The sequence below is a fragment of the Achromobacter sp. JD-1 genome, from assembly GCF_038594925.1.
Classification (GTDB): Bacteria; Pseudomonadota; Gammaproteobacteria; order Burkholderiales; family Burkholderiaceae_B; genus Achromobacter; species Achromobacter spanius_C.
The window spans coordinates 48,729-69,539 of sequence record NZ_JBCGCS010000019.1 but is presented as its reverse complement, the minus strand read 5'-3'; the positions used below and the strand labels follow the sequence as shown (position 1 = coordinate 69,539).

Annotated in this window: 14 protein-coding genes; 6 read left to right on the top strand and 8 right to left on the bottom strand. The window is 63.6% G+C overall.

What is annotated here, in order from left to right; genetic code table 11:
* Positions 1-4 precede the first annotated feature (4 nt).
* Both WBR68_RS24225 and adeC read left to right on the top strand, forming a co-directional pair.
* Positions 5-3,184, top strand: a complete 3,180-nt coding sequence (locus WBR68_RS24225; protein WP_230695464.1) for an efflux RND transporter permease subunit — start codon at positions 5-7, stop codon at positions 3,182-3,184.
* Positions 3,184-4,668 carry an AdeC/AdeK/OprM family multidrug efflux complex outer membrane factor gene (gene adeC / locus WBR68_RS24220; protein ID WP_230695463.1) on the top strand — a complete coding sequence of 495 codons (1,485 nt, stop codon included), beginning with the start codon at positions 3,184-3,186 and terminating at the stop codon, positions 4,666-4,668. Before WBR68_RS24225 ends, adeC begins: the two co-directional genes overlap by 1 nt.
* Before the next feature lie 135 nt (positions 4,669-4,803).
* Here adeC and WBR68_RS24215 read toward each other — a convergent pair whose 3' ends face one another.
* Together WBR68_RS24215 and WBR68_RS24210 are read right to left on the bottom strand one after the other, a co-directional pair.
* Positions 4,804-5,055, bottom strand: coding sequence for a GlsB/YeaQ/YmgE family stress response membrane protein (locus WBR68_RS24215; RefSeq protein ID WP_050448991.1), 252 nt, complete (start codon positions 5,053-5,055; stop codon positions 4,804-4,806).
* A gap of 137 nt (positions 5,056-5,192) precedes the next feature.
* Positions 5,193-5,807, bottom strand: a complete 615-nt coding sequence (locus WBR68_RS24210) for an SCO family protein (RefSeq protein WP_050448990.1) — start codon at positions 5,805-5,807, stop codon at positions 5,193-5,195.
* Positions 5,808-6,041: 234 nt separating this feature from the next.
* On the opposite strand from WBR68_RS24210, the gene WBR68_RS24205 reads away from it, so the two are divergent.
* Positions 6,042-6,761 carry a class I SAM-dependent methyltransferase gene (locus WBR68_RS24205; protein ID WP_230695462.1) on the top strand — a complete coding sequence of 240 codons (720 nt, stop codon included), beginning with the start codon at positions 6,042-6,044 and terminating at the stop codon, positions 6,759-6,761.
* A 166-nt stretch (positions 6,762-6,927) separates the two neighbouring features.
* Here the strand turns inward: WBR68_RS24205 and WBR68_RS24200 are convergent, their stop codons facing one another.
* From WBR68_RS24200 to WBR68_RS24185, 4 genes are all read right to left on the bottom strand, one after another.
* Positions 6,928-8,994, bottom strand: coding sequence for a M3 family metallopeptidase (locus WBR68_RS24200; protein ID WP_230695461.1), 2,067 nt, complete (start codon positions 8,992-8,994; stop codon positions 6,928-6,930).
* Between the two features lie 458 nt (positions 8,995-9,452).
* Entirely contained in the window at positions 9,453-10,304 is an 852-nt protein-coding gene (gene folD, locus WBR68_RS24195; RefSeq protein ID WP_050448987.1) for a bifunctional methylenetetrahydrofolate dehydrogenase/methenyltetrahydrofolate cyclohydrolase FolD, read from the bottom strand.
* Positions 10,301-10,927: a response regulator transcription factor gene (locus WBR68_RS24190; RefSeq protein ID WP_043545730.1), complete on the bottom strand. Its 627-nt coding sequence runs from the start codon at positions 10,925-10,927 to the stop codon at positions 10,301-10,303. The genes folD and WBR68_RS24190 overlap by 4 nt, the downstream gene beginning before the upstream one ends.
* The gene (locus WBR68_RS24185; RefSeq protein ID WP_050448986.1) at positions 10,924-12,678 is read right to left on the bottom strand and encodes a PAS domain-containing sensor histidine kinase; all 1,755 of its coding nucleotides are present in this window, start codon (positions 12,676-12,678) and stop codon (positions 10,924-10,926) included. The genes WBR68_RS24190 and WBR68_RS24185 overlap by 4 nt, the downstream gene beginning before the upstream one ends.
* A 356-nt stretch (positions 12,679-13,034) precedes the next feature.
* Here WBR68_RS24185 and aceE point away from each other — a divergent pair, with 356 nt between their 5' ends.
* Genes aceE through lpdA form a run of 3 tightly spaced genes read left to right on the top strand, consistent with a single transcriptional unit; the run spans position 13,035 to position 19,238 of the window.
* On the top strand, positions 13,035-15,743 hold the full coding sequence (gene aceE, locus WBR68_RS24180; RefSeq protein WP_127184293.1) for a pyruvate dehydrogenase (acetyl-transferring), homodimeric type: 2,709 nt from the start codon (positions 13,035-13,037) through the stop codon (positions 15,741-15,743).
* 12 nt (positions 15,744-15,755) lie between these two features.
* Entirely contained in the window at positions 15,756-17,423 is a 1,668-nt protein-coding gene (aceF, locus tag WBR68_RS24175) for a dihydrolipoyllysine-residue acetyltransferase (protein WP_230695460.1), read from the top strand.
* Positions 17,424-17,435: 12 nt separating this feature from the next.
* The gene (gene lpdA, locus WBR68_RS24170) at positions 17,436-19,238 is read left to right on the top strand and encodes a dihydrolipoyl dehydrogenase (protein WP_230695459.1); all 1,803 of its coding nucleotides are present in this window, start codon (positions 17,436-17,438) and stop codon (positions 19,236-19,238) included.
* Positions 19,239-19,395: 157 nt separating this feature from the next.
* Here the strand turns inward: lpdA and WBR68_RS24165 are convergent, their stop codons facing one another.
* Positions 19,396-19,587 (bottom strand): putative motility protein, encoded by a 192-nt coding sequence (locus WBR68_RS24165; RefSeq protein ID WP_050448982.1) that lies wholly within the window; start codon positions 19,585-19,587, stop codon positions 19,396-19,398.
* A gap of 223 nt (positions 19,588-19,810) precedes the next feature.
* A complete protein-coding gene (locus tag WBR68_RS24160; RefSeq protein ID WP_230695458.1) occupies positions 19,811-20,713 on the bottom strand; it encodes a hypothetical protein in 903 nt (300 codons plus the stop codon).
* Between the last annotated feature and the right edge of the window lie 98 nt (positions 20,714-20,811).

Sequence of the window (20,811 nt, the reverse complement as noted above, 5' to 3'; positions counted from 1 at the left end):
ACGCATGGCAAAGTTTTTTATCGATAGGCCGGTTTTTGCCTGGGTGATCGCGATCGTGCTGATGATGGCCGGCGCGCTGTCCATCCTGCAATTGCCGGTTTCGCAGTATCCCAACATTGCGCCGCCCGCCATCGGCATCGCGGTGACCTACCCGGGCGCGTCCGCGCAAACCGTGCAGGACACCGTGGTGCAGGTCATCGAACAGCAGATGAACGGCCTGGACGGCTTGCAGTACATCTCGTCGGAAAGCAATTCCGACGGCAGCATGTCCATCACGCTGACCTTCAAGCAAGGCACCAACCCGGACACGGCGCAGGTGCAGGTGCAAAACAAGCTGTCGCTGGCGCAGCCGCTCTTGCCGCAGGAAGTGCAGCAGCAGGGCATACGCGTCACCAAGGCCACCAAGAATTTCCTGATGGTGGCGGGCTTTGTGTCCACCGACGGTTCAATGACGCGGGACGACCTGGCCGATTACGTCGCGTCCTACATTCAAGACCCCATCAGCCGCACGCAAGGCGTGGGCGACTTCCAGCTGTTCGGCTCGCAGTACGCGATGCGCATCTGGCTGGACCCCGCCAAGCTCGTGAACTACGGGCTGACCACGGTGGACGTGGTGTCGGCGATCCAGGAACAGAACGTGCAGGTGTCGTCCGGCCAGTTGGGCGGCCTGCCGTCCGTGCGCGGGCAGCAGTTGAACGCCACCATCATCGGGCCCTCGCGTCTGGAGAAGCCGGAAGACTTCGGCCAGATCCTGCTCAAGGTCAATACCGATGGTTCGCAAGTGCGTTTGCGCGATGTCTCGCGCATTGAGCTGGGCGGGCAGACGTACGCCATCGACAGCTACTACAACGGCAACCCGGCCGCGGGTCTGGCGATCAAGCTCGCGCCGGGCGCCAACGCGCTGGATACGGCGCAGGCGGTGCGCGACACCATCAACAACCTGAAGCCGTATTTCCCGCAGGGCATGGACGTCGTGTATCCGTACGACACGACGCCGTTCGTCAGCCTGTCGATTCATGAAGTGTTCAAGACGCTGGTGGAAGCCATCATCCTGGTTTTCCTGGTGATGTACCTGTTCTTGCAGAACTTCCGCGCCACCATCATCCCCACGCTGGCCGTGCCGGTGGTGTTGCTGGGCACGTTCGGCGTGCTGGCCGCGTTTGGCTATTCCATCAACACCTTGACGATGTTCGGCATGGTGCTGGCCATTGGCCTGTTGGTGGACGACGCGATCGTGGTGGTGGAAAACGTGGAACGCGTGATGGCCGAAGAGGGCCTGACGCCCAAGCAGGCCACCCGCAAGTCCATGAGCCAGATCACGGGCGCGCTGATCGGCATTGCCATGGTGCTGGCCGCCGTGTTCGTGCCCATGGCGTTCTTTGGCGGCTCCACGGGCGTGATCTATCGCCAGTTCTCCATCACGATCGTGTCGTCCATGGTGCTGTCGGTGCTGGTCGCCATCGTCTTCACGCCAGCCTTGTGCGCCACCTTGCTCAAGCCCATTCCCAAGGGCCATCACGGTTCGAAGCGGGGCTTCTTCGGCTGGTTCAACCGCACGTTCGAACGCAGCAGCAACGGTTATGCCAACACGGTGGCGCGCGGGCTGAACCGCACCAAGCGTCTGATGATCGTGTACCTGGCCCTGGTCATTGCCATGGGCTGGCTGTTCACGCGCATTCCCACCGCCTTCCTGCCGGGCGAGGATCAGGGCATTTTGTTTGCCCAGATTCAGACGCCCGCCGGCGCCACCGCCGAAGCCACCAAGGCCGTCATCGACGACGCCACCAAGTACCTGCTGACCGAAGAAAAGGATGCCGTGACCTCGGTGTTCGCGGTCAACGGTTTCAACTTTGGCGGCCGTGGCCAGAACGCGTCCATCCTGTTCATCAAGCTGCGTGACTGGGAAGAGCGCGGCGACGCCAGCCTGAAGGCGGCCGCCGTGGCGGGGCGCGCTAACGCGCACTTTGCCAAGACCGAGCGCCGCGCGCAATTGTTCGTGGTGCCGCCGCCGTCCGTGATGGAACTGGGCAACGTCACCGGCTTTGACTTCCAACTGATGGACCGCGCCGGCGTGGGCCATGAAAAGCTGCTGGCCGCGCGCAACCAGTTGCTGGGTGAGGCCGCCAAGAGCCCGGTGCTGGTGGGCGTGCGTCCCAACGGCATCGAAGACGCGCCGCAGTACCAACTGGACATCGACCGCGAGAAAGCGCGTGCGCTGGGCGTGGCCGTATCGGACATCAACAGCACGCTGGCCACCGCGTGGGGCTCGTCGTACGTCAACGACTTCATCGACCGTGGCCGCGTGAAGAAGGTGTTCGCGCAGGGCGAGGCATCATCGCGCATGCTGCCGGATGACCTGAACAAATGGTATGTGCGCAACAACGCGGGCGACATGGTGCCGTTCTCGGCATTCTCGAAGGCTACGTGGAGCTTCGGTCCGCAAAAGCTGAACCGCTATAACGGCGTGCCGTCCTACAACATCCAGGGCCAGGCGGCGCCGGGCTACAGCTCGGGCGCGGCCATGGAAGAAATGGAAAAGCTGGCGGCCAAGCTGCCGGTGGGCGTGGGCTTTGAATGGACGGGGCTGTCGTTTGAAGAGCGCTTGTCGGGCTCGCAGGCGCCGGCGCTGTACGCGATTTCCTTGATCGTGGTGTTCTTGTGTCTGGCCGCCTTGTACGAAAGCTGGTCCATCCCGACGGCGGTGATGCTGGTGGTGCCGCTGGGCATTATCGGCGTGCTGCTGGCGACGCTGGCGCGCGGGCTGTCCAACGACGTGTACTTCCAGGTGGGGCTGTTGACCACGGTGGGGCTGGCGGCCAAAAACGCCATCCTGATCGTGGAGTTCGCCAAGGAACACTTCGAGTCCGGCGCAAGCCTGACGGAATCGGCCGTTCACGCCGCCCGCCAACGCCTGCGGCCCATCCTGATGACGTCGCTGGCGTTCATCCTGGGCGTGACGCCGCTGGCGATCTCGTCGGGCGCCGGGTCGGGCAGCCAGAACGCCATCGGCACGGGTGTGATCGGCGGCATGCTGACCGGCACGTTCCTGGCCATCTTCTTTGTTCCGGCCTTCTTCGTGATCATGCTGCGCGTGTTCAAGGTCAAGCGCGTCAGCGAAAGCCAAGACAAGCACGACGCCAGCGCCAACGGCTCGAAGGATGTGTCCGCCGAGGGGCAACCGTAATGAAACTTCAGATGAGAACCTTGTTGTCTGTTTCCCTGGCGGCGGCCCTGGCGGGCTGCTCGCTGGCCCCCACCTATGAACGGCCGGACGCGCCGGTCAGCGCAACTTATCCCACCGGCCCGGCCTACCAGGCCGACGGTGCCAACGCGGCGCTGGGCATGTCCACGGCCGATATCGGCTGGCGCGATTTCTTCAGCGACCCGCTGCTGCAACAGTTGATTGAACTGTCCTTGGCGAACAACCGCGACCTGCGCGTGGCGGCCTTGAATGTGGAAGCCGCGCGTGCGCAATACCGCATCCAGCGCGCCGACCTGCTGCCCAGCGTGGGCGTGGCCGGCCAGGAATCCGCCCAGCGCACCCCGGCGGACCTGTCCGCCAGCGGCCGCGCCACCACCAGCCGCAGCTACCAGGTGGGCGCCGCCATGTCGGCGTGGGAACTGGACTTGTTCGGCCGCATCCGCAGCCTGAGCGACCAGGCGCTGGAGTCGTATCTGGCGCTGGACGAAACGCGCACGGCCACGCAGTTGACGCTGATTGCCGAAGTGGCCAACGCCTACCTGACGCTGCGCGCCGACCAGGAACTGCTGAGCCTGACGCGCGACACGCTCAAGAGCCAGGAAGATTCCTACAAGCTCACGCAGCAAAGCTATGACCAGGGCCTGTCCACCGCGCTGGACTTGAGTCAGGCGGAAGTATCGCTGCGCACGGCCCAGCGCAACCTGTCGCAATACACGCGCCAGGCCGCGCAGGACCGCAATGCCTTGACGCTGCTGGTGGGCCAGCCCATGTCGCCCGAGATTGTCGCGGCGCTGGACCAGGCGGTGACGCTGGACGACGGCATGCTGCCGACCACCTTGCCCGCCGGCCTGCCGTCGGACCTGCTGGCGCGCCGCCCGGACATCCGCGCGGCCGAGCATCAGCTTAAAGGCGCCAATGCCAATATCGGCGCGGCGCGCGCGGCGTTCTTTCCCACCATCAGCCTGACCGGCCAGGCGGGCACCGCCAGCGCCAGCCTGGGCGGTTTGTTCGAAGGTGGTTCGGGCGCCTGGAGCTTCGTGCCCCAGATCACCGTGCCGATCTTCGCGGGCGGTTCGCTGCGGGCGAGCCTGGACTTGGCCAAGGTGCAAAAGAACATCCAGGTGGCGCAGTACGAGAAGTCCATCCAGACGGGGTTCCGCGAAGTGGCGGACGCCTTGGCCGGACGGGGCACGCTGGACGACCAGATTGAAGCGCAGCGCTTGCTGGTGAATGCCAACCAGCGCGCCTACGACGTGTCGGACCAGCGTTTCCGCCAGGGTATCGACGACTACCTCAGCGTGCTGGATTCGCAGCGTTCGTTGTATACGGCGCAACAGGCCTTGGTGGATACGCGCCTGGCGCGGCTGTCGAACCTGGTTACCTTGTACAAGGTGCTGGGCGGTGGGTGGACCGAGCGCACGGTGGCGGCGCAGACGGCGCCGGCCGTGCCGGCCACGGGATCGTAAGCGGGGTGCGCTGAATTTTTTGGCGCAATAAATTCAGCACAAAAGAAACTCAGCGCAAAAGAAACTCAGCAAAAAAAGAAACGGGCCGATCGAAAGATCGGCCCGATTTTTATTGATGATTGTCTTGGCAGGGCGTCAAGCGCGCTTGCGGGCGATCAGGCCAACCACGAACAGCACGATGATGGCGCCGATCACCGACGCGATCCAACCCGCGGGTTCGCCTTCCGCATACCAACCCATCGTCTGTCCCAGGAACCCGGCCACCACGGCGCCGACGATACCCAGGATGGTGGTCATGATGATCCCCATGTTCTGGTCTCCGGGCATGATGGCGCGGGCGATCAAGCCCACGATGAACCCGACGATGATCATGATGATAATGCTCATGCGCGTACTCCTTGCTTTGGAAAAAAGGGGGCGATGCGCACTGATGATACCCACGCTCTTTATGACGCGGCTGTAACAACTGGTATGTGGGGTTGCCATGCAACATGTTGCGGTGCACGGTCCCCGTGGCGTCCGGGTCAGGACGTAATGTCGATCAACTGCCGGACGTCTTTGGTCAGGGCGTCGACGCTGTCGGTGTCGGACGCCAGCAGGCGCGCGTGGCCGTCCTTGTCGAAAATATACACACCGCGGCTGTGCGTCACTTCGTACATGTCGGCGTCGTCGCCGGGGCGCGGCTTTTCAATCTGGTAGGCCACGCGGTAGCGGCGGGCCAGATCCGCCACCTGCTTTTCGTTGCCGGTCACGCCGATGGCATTGTTGTTGAAGGCATTGACATAGGCCTGCAGGATGTCGGGTGTGTCGCGGTGGGGGTCGACGCTGACGAACACGATGCGCACGTTTTCGGCCTTGTCGCCCAGGTTTTGCAGCACGGCGGTCAGTTGCGCCATGGTGGTGGGGCAGATGTCGGGGCAACTGGCGTAGCCGAAGAACAGCATGACCGTCTTGCCCTTGAGATCATCGCTGTTGATGGTCTTGCCGCCCGCGCCGGGCAGTGAGAACTTCAGGTCGGGCAAATGGCCCTTGACGTTGTAGAGCGTCCAGTCCACGTTCCGATCGCCGCAGGCGGCAAGAAACACACACAGAGCCAGCAGCAGGCCGCGCCAGGCGCGGCCGGTAATGAGGTGTCGCATGAGTCCAGGAGGTGCCAAAAGGTTGAACGAAGGGCAAGCCCGCGGCAAGCTTGTTGATTCTACCTTCATGAGTGGGGCGGGGCGGCGGGCGAAGTGGCATTGCGGGCCTGATGCAAGGCCGACGTTTGTCCTGTCGCAAACTTATGGCGTGTTGCTCACCCTTTCAACAGACCGCGACGCCGAAGTACATTCGGTGCGTCGTCAGTGTGATGTGAAGAGAGCGTTAACGTGGATATGGCAGCGAACACCGCCCTTTGTTACCCGTATTACCCGGTGGTTATCGACATTTTGCGCACCCGGCGTGCCCAGCGGGTGTTGGACGCGCCTTGCGGCGTGGGCTGGTTGGGTGAAACGCTGTCTGCGGAAGCCGACGGGCAAGTGGTCGTTGACGGTGTGGGTCTATGGGAATTCCCACCAGCAAGCGCCAGCTATCGGTCGGTGACCGAACACGATCTGGATACCCCGCTGAGCGTGGCCGAGGCGTATGACGCTGTGGTCTGCTGCGAGGCGATTCACTTGATGACGAATCCGGGCGTGCTGCTGCAGAGTTTGCACGATGCGCTGCGCCCAGGCGGCACGGTGATCATCACCACGCCCAATACCTGGAACATGCGATCACGGCTGCAGTTTCTGATGCGCGGTTTCCATTCCGGTTTCCGGCCGATGGTGGGCCGCAAGCGGGGCGATGACTACGTCACGTATTTCCCGTGGAGCTTTCCGCAACTGCATTTGTTGTTGTCGCATTACGGTTTCGTGGATATCACGCTGCATGAGGTTGATGAACCGAAACCGAAGCGAATGATGGAACATGTGTTGGCGGTGCCATCACGGTTTTATTACCGTCGGCGTGTGAAGCGGGCGGAGGATGAGGAGATCCGCGGATTTTGGAAGCAAGCGGGATCCAGGCAGTCGGTGCATGGAAGATGGTTGGTGGTGTCGGCGGTGCGTGCGTAGGATGGGTGAAGCGCGCGATGCGGGGCAGAAAATCAATGGCCTGAATCGCGCGTAACCCATCTGGTGGCGCTGGCGTGATGGTGCCGGCTGCTGATGGGTTACGCGCGGCAGGTACCGTATTTCTTGCATCGACTTTGCCGCGCTTCACCCATCCTACGTTGGCGTTTTACGTGCCGCTCATGCCGCTGTGGCGCAGCAGGGCGTCGATGCGGGGGGGGCGGCCGCGGAAGGCGGCGAAGGAATCGGCGGCGGGGCGGGAGCCGCCTACGGCCAGGACTTCGCGACGGAAGCGGGCGCCGGTTTCCGGGTCCAGCGTGCCCAGCGCGTTGCCGGGCTGCTTGGCCGCGGCTTCCTCGAAGGCCTCGTAGGCATCCGCCGACAGCACTTCGGCCCACTTGTAGCTGTAGTAACCCGCGCCGTAACCGCCCGCGAACAGATGCGAGAACGCGTGCGGCAGGCGGTGCCACGACGGCGGGAACAGCACCGCCACTTCCTGACGAACTTCCTGCAGCAGCGCCAGCACTTCCGAAATGGATGCACCCTTGGCGCGGTCGTGCATCAGCATGTCGAACAGCGCGAATTCAATCTGGCGCACGGCCTGCATGCCGCTTTGGTAATTGCGCGCCGCGACCAGCCGGTCGTACAGCGCGCGCGGCAGCGGTTCGCCCGTGTCCACATGCGCCGACAGCTTTTGCACCACTGCCCATTCCCAGCAGAAATTCTCCATGAACTGCGAGGGCAGTTCGATGGCGTCCCACTCCACGCTGGCAAATGCCGCCGCGCCGGGTTCGTCCACTTCCGACAACAGCGCGTGCAGCGCATGGCCGGTTTCGTGGAACAGGGTGATGACGTCGTCGTGCGTCAGCACTGCGGCGCGGTCGCCGTTGGGGCGCGAGAAGTTGCAGGTCAGGTAGACCACGGGCGTTTGCACCTGCCCCGCCACCACGCGGCGAGCGCGTTCGCTATCCACCCAGGCCCCGCTTTGCTTGCCGGAACGGGCATACAGGTCCAGGTACAGATAACCGATCAAGCCGCCGTCCGGGCGTTCCACGCGCACGCCGCGTGCGTCGCTGTGCCAGGTGGAGACGGGCGTTTCGGTCAGGCGCACGTCGAACAGCTTTTCAATGACGTCGAACAGGCCAGCCAGCACGCGGGGTTCGGTGAAGTACTGCTTCACTTCATCTTCGGAATAGGCATAGCGCGATTCGCGCAGGCGTTCAGACGCAAAGGCCACGTCCCATGGTTGCAGCTCGTCCAAACCCAATTCGCCGGTGGCGTAGGCCTTGAGTTCGGCCAGGTCACGCTGCGCAAACGGCTTGGCGCGCGCGGCCAGATCGCGCAGGAATTCCGTGACTTCGCGGGCGTCGCGCGCCATGCGGGTTTGCAGGCGCAGCGATGCGTAGGTGCCCAGGCCCAGCAAGCCGGATTCCTCGGCGCGCAGGGACAGCAGTTCTTCGATCAGCGGAGAATTGTCGAACTTGGCTTCGCCTTGTTCAGAAGCAACGGTGCCATAGCCCCGGTACAGCGCTTCGCGCAACGCGCGGTCTTGCGCGTACTGCATCACGGGCAGGTAGCACGGCATTTTCAGGGTCAGCTTCCAACCCGGCTTGCCGTCTTCTTCGGCGGCGGCGCGGGCGGCTGACAGGACGTCGGCGGGGATGCCGGTCAGACGCGATTCATCGTCCACCAGCAAGGACCAGGCGTCGATGGCGTCCAGCACGTTTTCGGAAAACTTCTGCGACGCCTGGGCTTCGCGGTCGGAGATCTGCGCATAGCGCTCGCGGTCGGCGCCTTGCAGTTCCACGCCGCTCAAGCGGAAGTCGCGCAGCGCCATCTCGACGATGCGGCGGCGCACGGGCGACCACGATGCAAAATCGGGGGCGGCGGCCAGGCGCTGGTATTGCCGGTACAGGCCTTCGTGCAGCCCGACCCAGGTGGAAAATTCGGTAATGAGCGGCAGCGCGGCGTTGTAGGCTTCGCGCAATTCCGGCGTGTTGACGACCGCGTTCAGGTGGCCTGCCACCGACCAGGCGCGCCACAGGCGTTCGGACGCGGTATCCAGCGGTTCCACCACGGCTTCCCAGGTGGGCGCCAGCGCGGAATCAGCGGCATGGTCGACCGCCTGGCGGGCGATGCCCAGCAGTTCTTCCACGGCGGGGACGATATGCCCCGGCTTGACGGCCGCATAATCGACCAGGTCGGAGACAGGGGCAAGCAGGGGATTCTGGGTCATGGTGTTACCGGAAAAGGCGAGAGACATAGGGAGCAGATAGGGGCGATCCGCCCAAAAGCAAGGGGAGGAATGCGTGGGCCCGTGTGCGTCGCGCGTCAGCCTACGTTCATCGTAGGATGGGTGCAGCGCGAATGCCTATAAAAAAGAACCCCGGCAAACAACGCGCGAAACCCATCAAGCAGGGTCGGCGCCGCGCAAACGCAGCCACACGGGCTTTCGAAGGTGGCACCGTGGCACCGTGGCAGGTGCGGGCACCCTGGCTTTCGTGAATTGCATGCGGGTGTTTTTACCAAGCCCCGCCACGGTCCTGGCGTAGCCTGATGGGTTTCGCGCGAACGGCGGCGGGGTTCTTCTACATGGTCGTGCGCGCTGCACCCATCCTACGATGTGATGGGTTGCGCGCGCACGGCGGTGGGGTTTTTTTACACCGCCAATCGCGTTGCTCCCATCCTGCCGGATCAACCCGCCGCGCGTTCGGCGGCTTCTACCGTGTTGACCAGCAGCATGGCGATGGTCATCGGGCCCACACCGCCCGGTACGGGGGTGATGGCGCCGGCCACTTCCTTGGCGGACGCGAAGTCCACGTCGCCGCACAGTTTGCCGTCTTCGCCACGGTTGATGCCCACGTCGATCACCACGGCGCCGGGCTTGATCATCGAACCGTCGATCATGCCGGGCTTGCCGGTGGCAACGACCAGGACATCCGCGCGGCGGGTTTGGGCCGCCAGGTCGCGCGTCTTGGAATTGCAGATGGTGATGGTGGCGCCCGCTTGCAACAGCAACATGGCCATCGGCTTGCCGACGATGTTGCTGGCGCCGACGATTACGGCTTCCGCGCCGCGCAGTGTCACGCCTTCCGATTCCAGCATCTTCATCACGCCGTAGGGCGTGCAGGGGCGGAACAGCGGCTGGCCGGTCATGAGCAGGCCGGCGTTGCTGATGTGAAACCCGTCCACGTCTTTCTCGGCCGCGATGGCTTCGATGACCTTGTGGGAATCCATGTGCTTGGGCAGCGGCAACTGCACCAGGATGCCGTGTATGGTCGGATCCTGGTTCAACACGGCGATGCGGGCCAGCAGTTCGGCCTCGGTCATCTCGGCCGGGTACTGTTCCTTGACGGAATGCAGGCCGGCTTTCTCGCAGGCGGCAACCTTGTTGCGCACGTAAACCTGGGACGCGGGGTCCGCGCCCACCAGCACCACGGCCAGGCCGGGGCGCGTGCCCTTGGCCGCCAAGGCCGCAACACGTTGGGCCACTTCTTCGCGAATGCGCAGCGACAGGGCCGCGCCATCAATAATCCTAGCGGTCATGCATGTGCCTCGGGTTTGGCCAAGGCCACTTTCATCAAATCAGCAACGGTAGTCACTTCCAGTTTTTCCATGATGTTGGCGCGGTGCGCCTCGACGGTCTTGATGCTGATGCCCAGGTCGTCGGCAATCTGCTTGTTCAAGCGGCCGGCGACAATGCGCTCCAGCACCTGTTGCTCGCGCGCGGTCAGGCGCGCCAGCATGGCTTCGTGGTCCTTCTGAGCCTGGTGCTTGCTGACCCGCTGCGTGGCCTGCTCCAGCATGCGGGCGACGATCTCGCGCAGGTCGGATTCGTTGAAGGGCTTTTCCAGAAAGTCGACAGCGCCTTTCTTCATCGTGGACACCGCCATGGGCACGTCGCCGTGGCCCGTGATGAACACGATGGGCAGGGGGGCGTTGCGGGCGATCAGTTGTTCCTGGAGTTCCAGGCCGCTCATGCCGGGCATGCGCACGTCGGCGATCAGCACGCCGACCTGGCTGGCGTCGTAGTCTTCCAGGAAGGACTCACCGCTGGCATAGGCGCGAACGCGATAGCCATTGGCTTCCAACAGCCAGCGCAACGAATCGCGGACCGCTTCGTCGTCGTCAACTATGAATACCGTGCTCGACAGGTGGGGCGTGTTCATGCGTGCAACTCCTCTGACTGATCATTCTGGGCCTGCGGCTGGGATGCAGCGCAGGGCAGGGTAAAGCGGAAAATAGTACCGCCGGCGGGGTTGGGGTCTGCCCACAGACGGCCGTGGTGCGATTCAATAATGGTACGGCAGATATTCAGCCCCATGCCCAGGCCCTGGGACTTGGTGCTGAAGAAGGGTTCGAACAGGCGTTCGGGCTCGGCCAGGCCATGGCCACGGTCCACCACGGCCACTTCGATGTGCTGCTCGTGCAGGATCACCGCCACCTTGAGCTCATCGACCTCGCTGTTTTCCATGGCTTCCAGCCCGTTCTTCAGCAGGTTCAACAGCACCTGTTCAATCAGGATGGGGTCGGCCAAGACGTCAGGCGCGTTGGACGGCACGAAGCTGTCGATGCGGATGCGGCGCTTGCGGGCGTCGATTTCGGCAAAGCCGATGGCGTTGTCGACAATGCGGCCAATGGCCACGCGCTGGCGGCGCGGCTCGCTGCGTTTCACGAATTCGCGGATGCGGCTGATGATCTTGCCGGCGCGTTCGGCCTGTGACGCGGCCTTTTCCAGCGCCGGCAGCAGCATGTTGGGGCTGGTGTGGCCAGCCTTGACCAGGGCGACGGCGCCCATGCTGTAGTTGGCGATGGCGGTCAGCGGCTGGTTCAGTTCGTGCGCCAGGGACGAGGCCATTTCGCCCATGGTCGTCAGGCGGCTGGTGAGCTGAATCTTTTCCTGCTGCACGCGCGACGCTTCTTCATGGCCCCGGCGCTCGGTGATGTCGCGCGCCACCTGCATGCGCACGCGGCGGCCATCGGTCCAGGCCAGCATGCGATGGTGCACTTCAAACCAGCGTTGTACAGAAGGCGCGAACACTTCCACCGATTCGTCAGTGAAGCGGCCCCGGCGCCCGGCCAGCAGTTCGTCGTGGCCGCCCGTCTGCGCGCCAAAGACGCGGCGGTAGGTGCGGTTGGCGAACAGCAGTTCCAGGCCATCGTGCGTGTCGGCCGTCACCGAGATGGCGTCGTCCAGGCCTTCCAGCACGGTCATGAAACGCTCATGCGCGGCGGTCAAAGCTTCGCGAATGCGCTTGGGCTCGGTGATGTCGGTCATCGACGTCATCCAGCCGATCTGGTTGCCGTTGGGGTCCAAGAGCGGCGACACATACATGCGCGCGGTGAAGCGCGAGCCGTCGCGCCGTTGCGCTTCCACTTCCAGGCCGCTGCTGGGCGTCTTGCCCGACATCAGCACGTCCAGCGTGTGCTGGTGCTGTTCATGGCGACCGGGCACCCAATAAGGAAAGGGCGGGCTGCGGCCGATCAGGTCGGCTTCGTTCCAGCCGATCATGCGGCAGAAGGCCGGGTTCACATAAGCGATGCGGCCTTCCATATCCAGCACGCGCATGCCGGTGGACATGGAGTTTTCCATGGCGCGGCGAAAACCCGTTTCGGCGATCAGCGCGGCTTCGGCGGTGGAGCGGAACCGCGTATAGCGCCACAGCATCAACAGGCTGATGACGATCACGCAAGACAATGCCAGCACCACCCATATCAGGCGTTGCTGGCGCATTTCCTGGTCGATCGTCACAAACATGACGCTATCGTCATGAATGCGCTGCAGCCAGAAGAACACCCCCATCACACAGAGGTATAGGATCAGCACCATGGCGGGCGTGACCCAATACACGCCGCGGCGGCGGGTGCGGGCGTGATCGTGGAACGGCGTAGGAATATTTGACTTGGGCGCGCTGGACATGGAATTCGGGCCGGATAGACCGCGCATTTTAGTGCGTGTTGGCCGGGAATTGCCGGGAATCAAGCCCTGCTTTTGGCGTACAGCTTAAAAAGTGCCGTCATCGGCCATTCAGCTTGCGGTCAACATTTCACATTACGAAATGCCGTACCGCAACATGAAATTTTCCTTGCGACCGGTTAATCTTCTTTCTTAGAATGCCGGCTGATAGGGAACCGACCCAAAGCAGGTCTCTAGAAAAACACCCCCCGACCCATGCCTGTCATGGCAGCCCGGATGATCCCGGCTACCATGCAGAGTCCGCAAGTTGAACGAATAAGCGGGTGTGGTCACGAACGAACCCCAACAGGAGACACACGATGTCCTCTTTCGCCCAGGCTGGCGCCCCGCAGGCTGCCAACGACGAAGACACCCTTGAAACCCAGGAGTGGCTCGAAGCCCTGGCGGCAGTCCTTGATCGCGAAGGGCCGCAGCGCGCGCACTACCTGCTGGAACGCCTGATCGACGAAGCCCGTCGTTCCGGCGCCCACATCCCGTTCTCGCCAAATACCGCTTACGTCAACACGATTCCGCCCGGCCTGGAGCCGGCGCATCCGGGCAACCTGGAACTGGAATCGCGCATCCGTTCGTACGTGCGCTGGAACGCCATGGCCATGGTCGTCAAGGCCAACAAGCACAACCCGCCGGACGGCGGCGACCTGGGCGGCCACATCGCGTCGTTCGCCTCGCTGGCCACCATGATCGGCTGCGGCCAGAACCACTTCTGGCACGCGGAAGACGAAGGCCACGGCGGCGACCTGGTCTACTTCCAGGGCCACACGTCGCCCGGCATGTACGGCCGCGCCTATCTTGAAGGCCGCCTGACCGAAGAACAGCTGAACCACTTCCGCCAGGAAGTGGACGGCAAGGGTCTGTCGTCGTACCCGCACCCGAAGCTGATGCCGGAGTTCTGGCAGTTCCCGACGGTGTCGATGGGCCTGGGCCCGCTGATGGCCATCTATCAAGCCCGCTTCCTGAAGTATCTGCACGCCCGCGGCATTGCCGACACCAGCAACCGCAAGGTCTGGGTGTTCTGCGGCGACGGCGAAATGGACGAACCCGAATCGCTGGGCGCCATCGCGCTTGCTGCTCGTGAAAAGCTCGACAACCTGATCTTCGTGGTGAACTGCAACCTGCAACGCCTGGACGGTCCGGTGCGCGGCAACGGCAAGATCATCCAGGAACTGGAAGGCGACTTCCGTGGTTCGGGCTGGAACGTGATCAAGCTGATCTGGGGCGGCTACTGGGATCCGCTGCTGGCGCACGACAAGGAAGGCATCCTGCGCCAGATCATGGAAGACACCGTTGACGGCGAGTACCAGGCGTACAAGGCCAACGACGGCAAGTTCGTTCGCGAACATTTCTTTGGCAAGCACCCCAAGCTGCTGGAAGCCGTCTCGCGCATGAGCGACGAAGACATCTGGCGCTTGAACCGTGGCGGTCACGACCCCCACAAGGTGTACGCCGCGTTTGACGCCGCCACCAGCCACACCGGTCAACCCACCGTCATCCTGGCCAAGACCATCAAGGGCTACGGCATGGGCCACGTGGGCCAGGCCAAGAACCCGACCCACCAGCAAAAGAAGCTGGAACTGGAATCCATCCGCGAATTCCGCGACCGCTTCGGCATCCCGATTCCGGACGACCAACTGGAAGACCTGCCGTACTTCAAGCCGGCCGATGATTCGCCCGAAATGAAGTACCTGCACGAGCGCCGCGCCGCGCTGGGCGGCTACCTGCCGCGCCGCCGCGCCAAGGCCGACGAACAACTCAAGGCCCCCGCGCTGGACGCCTTCAAGGCCGTGCTGGAACCCACCGCCGAAGGCCGTGAAATCTCCACCACCCAAGCCTTCGTGCGCATCCTGAACCAGGTGCTGCGCGACAAGGAACTCGGCCCGCGCGTGGTGCCGATTCTGGCCGACGAATCGCGTACCTTCGGCATGGAAGGCCTGTTCCGCCAGATCGGTATCTATGCGCCGGAAGGCCAGAAGTACATCCCGGTCGATAAAGACCAGGTCATGTACTACAAGGAATCGGCCGACGGCCAACTGCTGCAGGAAGGCATCAACGAAGCGGGCGCGATGAGCTCGTGGATTGCGGCGGCCACGTCGTATTCCTCGAACAACCGCATCATGATTCCGTTCTTCATCTACTACTCGATGTTCGGGTTCCAGCGCATTGGCGATCTGGCCTGGGCAGCGGGCGACATGCAGGCGCGCGGCTTCCTGTTGGGCGGCACCGCCGGCCGCACGACGCTGAACGGCGAAGGCCTGCAGCACGAAGACGGCCACAGCCACATCCTGGCGTCCACCATTCCGAACTGCGTGTCCTACGACCCGACGTTCGGCCATGAGCTGGCCGTGATCATCCAGCATGGCTTGAAGCGCATGGTGGAAGACCAGGAAAACGTCTATTACTACCTGACGGTGATGAACGAAAACTACCCGCAGCCCGGTCTGACCCAGGGCGACGAGGAAGGCATCATCAAGGGCATGTACAAGCTGAAGTCGCACGGCAAGGGCAAGAACCGCGTGCAACTGATGGGTTCGGGCACGATCCTGCGCGAAGTCATGGCGGCGCAGGAACTGCTGGACGCCGATTGGGGCGTGGCCTCGGACATCTGGAGCGTCACCAGCTTCACCGAACTGCGCCGCAACGGCTTGGACGCCGAGCGCCACAACATGCTGCACCCTGAAGAAAAGAAGCCGCAAGTGGCTTACGTCACGGAACAGCTGGCCAAGACCGAAGGCCCGATCATCGCGTCGACCGACTACATGAAGCTGTTTGCCGACCAGATCCGTCCGTTCGTGCCCAAGGGCCGCGAATACAAGGTGCTGGGCACCGACGGCTTCGGCCGTTCGGACTTCCGCTCCAAGCTGCGTGAGCACTTCGAAGTGGATCGCCACTTTGTCGTGGTTGCCGCGCTGCGCGCGCTGGCCGACGAAGGCAAGGTTCCGATGGCCAAGGTGGCGGAAGCCATCAAGAAGTACGGCATCAATCCGAACAAAGCCAACCCGCAATACGCCTGAGGGTAAAGAGACATGAGCAACATCGTGCAAATCAAGGTTCCCGACATCGGCGACTTCAAGGAAGTGGAAGTCATTGAGGTGTTGGTGGCGGTGGGCGACACGATCAAGGCCGAACAAAGCCTGATCACCGTCGAATCCGACAAGGCCTCGATGGAAATCCCCGCGTCGCAAGGCGGCGTGGTGAAGTCCATCACCGTGAAGGTCGGCGACAAGGTCGCCGAAGGCGCGGTCGTGCTGGAAGTGGAAGCCGAAGCCTCGGACGCCGCCCCGGCCGCCAAGGAAGAGGCCCCCATGGCCGCTGCTAAAGAAGAGCCGAAGCAGGCTGCTGCCGCTGCCCCCGCCGCCAAGGCGGAAGCCGCCGCGCCTGCCGCCGCCAGCGGCCCGGTCAATATCGAAGTGCCGGACATCGGCGACTTCAAGGAAGTGGAAGTCATCGAAGTGATGGTCGCCGTGGGCGACACCATCAAGGCCGAACAAAGCCTGATCACCGTGGAGTCCGACAAGGCCTCGATGGAGATCCCGGCGTCGCAAGGCGGCGTGGTCAAGGAAGTGAAGGTCAAGGTGGGCGACAAGGTCGCCAAGGGTTCGGTTGTTGTCGTCGTTGAAGGCGACGCCGGCGCTGCGCCTGCTGCCAAGCCGGAAGCCCAGGCCGAAGCCAAGACCGAAGCGAAAGCAGAATCCAAGGCTGAAGCGCCCGCCGCCGCTCCCGCTTCGCGTCCGGCACCCGCCGCCGCGCTGGAAGACCCCAACCTGAAGCCCGGGCAACTGCCGCACGCTTCGCCTTCCGTGCGCAAATTCGCGCGCGAACTGGGCGTGAACCTCAGCAAGGTCAAGGGTTCGGGGCCCAAGGAACGCATCACCGCCGACGACGTGCGCGGTTTCGTCAAGCAAGCGCTGGCCGCCGGCCCCGCAACCGCCGCTGCCGGTGGTTCGGCCGATGGCGCCGCGCTGGGCCTGTTGCCGTGGCCGAAGGTCGACTTCACCAAGTTCGGCCCGATCGAAGCCAAGCCGCTGTCGCGCATCAAGAAGATTTCTGGCGCGAACCTGCACCGCAACTGGGTCATGATCCCGCACGTCACCAACAACGACGAAGCGGACATCACCGACCTGGAAGCGCTGCGCGTCACGCTGAACAAGGAAAACGAGAAGTCGGGCATCAAGGTCACGATGCTGGCCTTCCTGATCAAGGCCGTGGTCGCGGGCCTGAAGAAATTCCCCGAGTTCAACGCGTCGCTGGACGGCGACAACCTGGTGTTGAAGCAGTACTACCACATCGGTTTCGCCGCCGACACGCCCAACGGGCTGGTGGTGCCGGTGATCCGCGACGCCGACAAGAAGGGCATCTTGCAGATCGCCCAGGAAATGACGGACCTGTCCAAGAAGGCGCGCGACGGCAAGATCTCGCCCGCGGAAATGCAGGGTGGCTGCTTCTCGATTTCGTCCTTGGGCGGTATCGGCGGCACGTCCTTCACGCCCATCATCAACGCGCCCGAAGTGGCCATCCTGGGTGTGTCGCGTTCGTCGCACAAGCCCGTCTGGGACGGCAAGCAGTTCGTGCCGCGCCTGATGGTGCCGCTGTCGCTGTCGTACGACCACCGCGTCATCGACGGCGCCTCCGCTGCCCGCTTCAACGCCTATCTGGGCGCCTTGCTGGCCGACTTCCGCCGCATTGCGCTGTAAACGGGGAGCCCTATGAGCAATACCGTTCAAATCAAAGTGCCGGACATCGGTGACTTCAAGGAAGTGGAAGTCATCGAAGTGCTGGTCGCCGTGGGCGACACGATCAAGGCCGAACAAAGCCTGATCACCGTTGAGTCCGACAAGGCTTCGATGGAAATCCCCGCGTCGCAAGGCGGCGTGGTGAAGTCCATTGCGGTCAAGGTCGGCGACAAGGTCGCGGAAGGCGCGGTCGTGCTGGAAGTGGAGGCATCTGATGCCGCCGCCGCGCCGGCCGCCAAGGATGCTCCGGCCAAGGCTGCTGAAGCGCCCAAGCAAGCGGCTGCCTCTGCGGCACCGGCCGCCGCGCCCGCCACCAAGGCCGCGACGCCCGCTCCGGCGGCATCGAGCTTCAAGGGCTCGGCCGACGGTGAATACGACATGCTGGTGCTGGGCGCGGGCCCCGGCGGCTATTCCGCCGCCTTCCGCGCCGCCGACCTGGGCCTGTCCGTGGTCCTGGTCGAACGCTACCAAACGCTGGGCGGCGTCTGCCTGAACGTGGGCTGCATTCCGTCCAAGGCGCTGTTGCACAACGCCGCCGTCATCGACGAAGCCCGCGAGCTGGCTGCCCACGGCATCAGCTTTGGCGAACCCAAGATCGACCTGGACAAGTTGCGCGGTTACAAGGACAGCGTGGTCGCCAAGCTGACCGGCGGCCTTGCCGGCATGGCGAAGGCGCGCAAGGTCACCGTGGTGACGGGCGTGGGCGAATTCGCCGACCCCTACCACCTGACCGTGACGTCCGCCGACGGCAAGACGCAGACGCTGCGCTTCAAGCAAGCCATCATCGCCGCCGGCAGCCAATCGGTGAAGCTGCCCTTCATGCCCAAGGACGACCGCGTCGTCGACTCCACCGGCGCGCTGCTGCTGCGTGAAGTGCCCAAGAAGATGTTGATCGTGGGCGGCGGCATCATCGGCCTGGAAATGGGCACGGTGTACTCCACGCTGGGCGCACGCCTGGACGTCGTGGAAATGCTGGACGGCCTGATGCAAGGCGCCGACCGCGACCTGGTCAAGGTCTGGCAAAAGAAAAACGCCTACCGCTTCGACAACATCATGTTGAAGACCAAGACCGTGGGCGCCGAAGCCAAGAAAGACGGCATCTACGTCACCTTCGAAGGCGAGGGCGCGCCCAAGGAACCGCAACGCTACGACCTCGTTCTGCAAGCCGTGGGCCGCAGCCCCAACGGCAAGAAGATCGGCGCCGACAAGGCGGGCATCGCCGTGACCGACCGCGGGTTCATCGAGGTCGATCGTCAGATGCGCACCAACGTGCCGCACATCTACGCCATTGGCGACATCGTCGGCCAGCCGATGCTGGCGCACAAGGCCGTGCACGAAGGCCACGTGGCAGCGGAAGCCGCCGCCGGCCAGAAGTCGTTCTTTGACGCGCGCGTCATTCCGTCGGTGGCCTACACCGATCCGGAAGTGGCATGGGTAGGCCTGACCGAAGACGAAGCCAAGAAGCAAGGCATCAAGATCGAGAAGGGCGTGTTCCCGTGGGCGGCTTCCGGCCGCGCCATCGCCAACGGCCGCGACGAAGGTTTCACCAAGCTGATTTTCGACGCGGAAACGCATCGCATCCTGGGCGGCAGCATCGTGGGCACCCACGCTGGCGACCTGATCAGCGAACTGGCCCTGGCCGTGGAAATGGGCGCCGACGTGGTCGACATCGCCAAGACCATCCACCCGCACCCGACCTTGGGTGAATCGGTGGGCATGGCGGCCGAAGTGGCGGAAGGCGTCTGCACCGATTTGCCGCCGATGAAGAAGAAGTAAACGTGTGGTGGGTAGCGTGTTGCGGCGCTTGCCGTCGCATGCGCCGCCTTACACACTGACGCCGCAATGCAAAAAGCGCTGGCCTTGTAAAAGGACCAGCGCTTTTTTTATCCGATGCCGCCCTGTGCTGGGCGGCGCGGAGTTCAGGTGTTCGCGATCAGGCGTGCGTGTTGATGCGCGAGCCCAGCGTGGCGTCAACGGCCATCGGGGCGACGGACTGCATCAGCGTCAGCGCGGTGTCGGCTTGCGCGTTCAGCGCCTTCTTCAGCACGCGGGCCTGGACTTCCTGCGTAAGGTTCACGTCTTGCAAGGCCAGGGCGGCGTTGACGGTGCTGCTGATGGAATCCATGGTTTGTGTCCTTGTAGAGGAAAGCTGGCGGCAGGCGCTACGGCGAAGCCGATGTGACCTAGCCAAATCAAACATGTCGCATTATTACGCAGGTTTGCGGTTTTGGTGCAAAGAATTGTCGGGTTTTTACGTGGCCGGGATGTGACAGCGATGGGGCGTGAGTTGATGCCTGATCAAGGTAGGGATAGCAAAGTCAGGCCAATCAAAGCCAGGCTAATCAAAGTCAGGGCCGGGCAGGGCATTCCTTCACGACGCCCCAGCCCTGATTCGGCTCGCAGAATTGCCTGCGTGCTTCCCACGCGCAATTCGGTCGTTCAAAAAAACCCAGCTCGGCGCAACGCGCCAATGCGTCTTTCAGGGTATCGACCCAGGCCAAGGGGTTTTCCGCCGGAATCTCGGTAATGTGCAGCGTGGGCTGCGGCGCGGTTGATGTCGTGCTTGATGCCGCGGCCGATGTCGCGCCTGATGCGTCGTTCGCGGCCGGACTTTCGCTTGTGTGCCCATCGGCCGGAGCCGTGCCAGTTTCTTCCGGGGCGGCAGGCGCGGGCGCCGCCTGCGCGACGTGCGGCGCCTTGTCGGGTTCCGGATTGGCGGTCGGCGCGTCTTGCGTGCGCGGACTCAGTACAGGGGGGGCCCCTGACGTATCCCAATCGCTGGGCGCCTCGTTAGCGGGCACGAGGGGCAGGCGCGTCAGCGGTACGCGGCCCGAACTGACCGCACCCGTCGTGCCAGGCCCTGCGATGCCATTGTTCGGCGCATTCCAGGACACCACCAGCAGCACCAACGCAGCATAGATGGCCAGCGTGTACAGCACGGTCAGCGTCGCCGAACCGACCCGGCGCCCGGTCATCGGTGGAGCATCCTCGCGCCAGAATAGGGCACGCCAACCCACCAGCGCGGCGCCCGGCGCCGAAATCAGCGCCCAGCCGATGCGGCGCAGGCAGCCCGATTTGGCGGGTGGGGGCGTGGGAGCAATGGCCTGCACCTGGGCGGCCAGCAATTCGCGCAATGCGCGGTTCTCTTCGCGCAGACGCTGGGTCTGCGCATCATCGACCGGTGCCGTGGCATCTGGATCCGTCGTGCTGTCGTACTGCGTAGCGAAAGGATCGGGGGGCGTGGCGGTCATGGGGCTGAAAAATATAGATACAAAAGCGGTGCGACGGCAATTATGAGGGAAGCGGCAAGTACCTCAAAAGGGGAATAGCGTGGAAAAAGTGCGGTTTG

What these genes read in the sequence shown, in the direction of transcription:
- WBR68_RS24225 (WP_230695464.1), top strand. Translation starts at nt 5, where the DNA reads ATGGCAAAGTTTTTTATCGATAGGCCGGTTTTTGCCTGGGTGATCGCG.
- adeC (WP_230695463.1), top strand. Translation starts at nt 3,184, where the DNA reads ATGAAACTTCAGATGAGAACCTTGTTGTCTGTTTCCCTGGCGGCGGCC.
- WBR68_RS24215 (WP_050448991.1), bottom strand. Translation starts at nt 5,055, where the DNA reads ATGAGCATTATCATCATGATCATCGTCGGGTTCATCGTGGGCTTGATC.
- WBR68_RS24210 (WP_050448990.1), bottom strand. Translation starts at nt 5,807, where the DNA reads ATGCGACACCTCATTACCGGCCGCGCCTGGCGCGGCCTGCTGCTGGCT.
- WBR68_RS24205 (WP_230695462.1), top strand. Translation starts at nt 6,042, where the DNA reads ATGGCAGCGAACACCGCCCTTTGTTACCCGTATTACCCGGTGGTTATC.
- WBR68_RS24200 (WP_230695461.1), bottom strand. Translation starts at nt 8,994, where the DNA reads ATGACCCAGAATCCCCTGCTTGCCCCTGTCTCCGACCTGGTCGATTAT.
- folD (WP_050448987.1), bottom strand. Translation starts at nt 10,304, where the DNA reads ATGACCGCTAGGATTATTGATGGCGCGGCCCTGTCGCTGCGCATTCGC.
- WBR68_RS24190 (WP_043545730.1), bottom strand. Translation starts at nt 10,927, where the DNA reads ATGAACACGCCCCACCTGTCGAGCACGGTATTCATAGTTGACGACGAC.
- WBR68_RS24185 (WP_050448986.1), bottom strand. Translation starts at nt 12,678, where the DNA reads ATGTCCAGCGCGCCCAAGTCAAATATTCCTACGCCGTTCCACGATCAC.
- aceE (WP_127184293.1), top strand. Translation starts at nt 13,035, where the DNA reads ATGTCCTCTTTCGCCCAGGCTGGCGCCCCGCAGGCTGCCAACGACGAA.
- aceF (WP_230695460.1), top strand. Translation starts at nt 15,756, where the DNA reads ATGAGCAACATCGTGCAAATCAAGGTTCCCGACATCGGCGACTTCAAG.
- lpdA (WP_230695459.1), top strand. Translation starts at nt 17,436, where the DNA reads ATGAGCAATACCGTTCAAATCAAAGTGCCGGACATCGGTGACTTCAAG.
- WBR68_RS24165 (WP_050448982.1), bottom strand. Translation starts at nt 19,587, where the DNA reads ATGGATTCCATCAGCAGCACCGTCAACGCCGCCCTGGCCTTGCAAGAC.
- WBR68_RS24160 (WP_230695458.1), bottom strand. Translation starts at nt 20,713, where the DNA reads ATGACCGCCACGCCCCCCGATCCTTTCGCTACGCAGTACGACAGCACG.